Origin of the sequence: Bacillus sp. DHT2 (assembly GCF_026241455.1) — a bacterium.
Classification (GTDB): Bacteria; Bacillota; Bacilli; order Bacillales; family Bacillaceae_G; genus Bacillus_A; species Bacillus_A pseudomycoides.
Genome location: NZ_JAPHWH010000050.1, coordinates 1 through 2,948, shown reverse-complemented (window position 1 = coordinate 2,948; position 2,948 = coordinate 1). Strand labels below are relative to the sequence as shown.

Annotated in this window: 1 rRNA gene; it reads right to left on the bottom strand. The window is 51.5% G+C overall.

From position 1 onward, the window contains the following. Window positions 1-9 precede the first annotated feature (9 nt). Window positions 10-2,931, bottom strand: a 23S ribosomal RNA gene (locus ORL93_RS30670). Window positions 2,932-2,948 lie beyond the last annotated feature (17 nt).

The following is a 2,948-nucleotide window of genomic DNA, read 5'->3' as shown; positions in this document are numbered from 1 at the left end:
TCATATTATATGGTTAAGTCCTCGATCTATTAGTATTCGTCAGCTCCACATGTCACCATGCTTCCACCTCGAACCTATCAACCTGATCATCTTTCAGGGATCTTACTAGCTTACGCTATGGGAAATCTCATCTTGAGGGGGGCTTCATGCTTAGATGCTTTCAGCACTTATCCCTTCCGCACATAGCTACCCAGCTATGCCCTTGGCAGAACAACTGGTACACCAGCGGTGCGTCCATCCCGGTCCTCTCGTACTAAGGACAGCTCCTCTCAAATTTCCTACGCCCACGACGGATAGGGACCGAACTGTCTCACGACGTTCTGAACCCAGCTCGCGTACCGCTTTAATGGGCGAACAGCCCAACCCTTGGGACCGACTACAGCCCCAGGATGCGATGAGCCGACATCGAGGTGCCAAACCTCCCCGTCGATGTGGACTCTTGGGGGAGATAAGCCTGTTATCCCCGGGGTAGCTTTTATCCGTTGAGCGATGGCCCTTCCATGCGGAACCACCGGATCACTAAGCCCGACTTTCGTCCCTGCTCGACTTGTAGGTCTCGCAGTCAAGCTCCCTTATGCCTTTGCACTCTACGAATGATTTCCAACCATTCTGAGGGAACCTTTGGGCGCCTCCGTTACACTTTAGGAGGCGACCGCCCCAGTCAAACTGCCCACCTGACACTGTCTCCCGGGTCGATAAGACCCGTAGGTTAGAATTTCAATACAGTCAGGGCGGTATCCCACCAGCGCCTCCACCGAAGCTAGCGCTCCGGCTTCAAAGGCTCCCGCCTATCCTGTACAAACTGTACCAAAATTCAATATCAGGCTACAGTAAAGCTCCACGGGGTCTTTCCGTCCTGTCGCGGGTAACCTGCATCTTCACAGGTACTATAATTTCACCGAGTCTCTGGTTGAGACAGTGCCCAAATCGTTACACCTTTCGTGCGGGTCGGAACTTACCCGACAAGGAATTTCGCTACCTTAGGACCGTTATAGTTACGGCCGCCGTTTACTGGGGCTTCAGTTCAGAGCTTCGCTTACGCTAACCCCTCTCCTTAACCTTCCAGCACCGGGCAGGTGTCAGCCCCTATACTTCGCCTTACGGCTTCGCAGAGACCTGTGTTTTTGCTAAACAGTCGCTTGGGCCTATTCACTGCGGCTTTCCGTTAAGAAAGCACCCCTTCTCCCGAAGTTACGGGGTCATTTTGCCGAGTTCCTTAACCAGAGTTCTCTCGCACACCTTAGGATTCTCTCCTCGCCTACCTGTGTCGGTTTGCGGTACAGGCACCTTTTATCTCGCTAGAAGCTTTTCTTGGCAGCGGGGAATCAAAGACTTCGCTCCATAAGGAGCTTCCCCATCACAGCTCAGCCTTCACGATAAGCGGATTTGCCTACTTATCAGCCTAACTGCTTGGACGTGCACAACCAATCGCACGCTTCTTCTATCCTTCTGCGTCCCTCCATTGCTCAAACGATAAAGAGGTGGTACAGGAATATCAACCTGTTGTCCATCGCCTACGCCTGTCGGCCTCGGCTTAGGTCCTGACTAACCCTGAGCGGACGAGCCTTCCTCAGGAAACCTTAGGCATTCGGTGGACGGGATTCTCACCCGTCTTTCGCTACTCATACCGGCATTCTCACTTCTAAGCGCTCCACCAGTCCTTACGGTCTGACTTCACTGCCCTTAGAACGCTCCCCTACCACTGATACCATAGGTATCAATTCGCAGCTTCGGTGGTGTATTTAGCCCCGGTACATTTTCGGCGCAGAGTCACTCGACTAGTGAGCTATTACGCACTCTTTAAATGGTGGCTGCTTCTAAGCCAACATCCTAGTTGTCTAAGCAACTCCACATCCTTTTCCACTTAATACACACTTTGGGACCTTAGCTGGCGATCTGGGCTGTTTCCCTCTTGACTACGGATCTTATCACTCGCAGTCTGACTCCTAAGGATAAGTCATTGGCATTCGGAGTTTGACTGAATTCGGTAATCCGATGAGGACCCCTAGTTCAATCAGTGCTCTACCTCCAAGACTCTAACACTTAAGGCTAGCCCTAAAGCTATTTCGGGGAGAACCAGCTATCTCCAGGTTCGATTGGAATTTCTCCGCTACCCACACCTCATCCCCGCACTTTTCAACGTGCGTGGGTTCGGGCCTCCATTCAGTGTTACCTGAACTTCACCCTGGACATGGGTAGATCACCTGGTTTCGGGTCTACGACCACGTACTAAACGCCCTATTCAGACTCGCTTTCGCTACGGCTCCGCCTCTTCAGCTTAACCTCGCACGGGATCGTAACTCGCCGGTTCATTCTACAAAAGGCACGCCATCACCCATTAACGGGCTCTGACTATTTGTAGGCACACGGTTTCAGGATCTCTTTCACTCCCCTTCCGGGGTGCTTTTCACCTTTCCCTCACGGTACTGGTTCACTATCGATCACTAGGTAGTATTTAGCCTTGGGAGATGGTCCTCCCAGATTCCGACGGAATTTCACGTGTTCCGCCGTACTCAGGATACATTCAAGAGAGAACGAAGTTTCGACTACGGGGTTGTTACCCTCTGTGACGAGCCTTTCCAGGCTGCTTCGTCTACCTCGTTCCTTTGTAACTCCGTATAGAATGTCCTACAACCCCAAGAGGCAAGCCTCTTGGTTTGGGCTAGATTCCGTTTCGCTCGCCGCTACTCAGGAAATCGCATTTGCTTTCTCTTCCTCCAGGTACTTAGATGTTTCAGTTCCCTGGGTCTGTCTTCCTTACCCTATGTATTCAGGTAAGGATACCATACCATTACGTATGGTGGGTTTCCCCATTCGGAAATCTTCGGATCAAAGCTTACTTACAGCTCCCCGAAGCATATCGGCGTTAGTCCCGTCCTTCATCGACTCCTAGTGTCAAGGCATCCACCGTGCGCCCTTTCTAACTTAACCAAACTAAAATTAAAAAA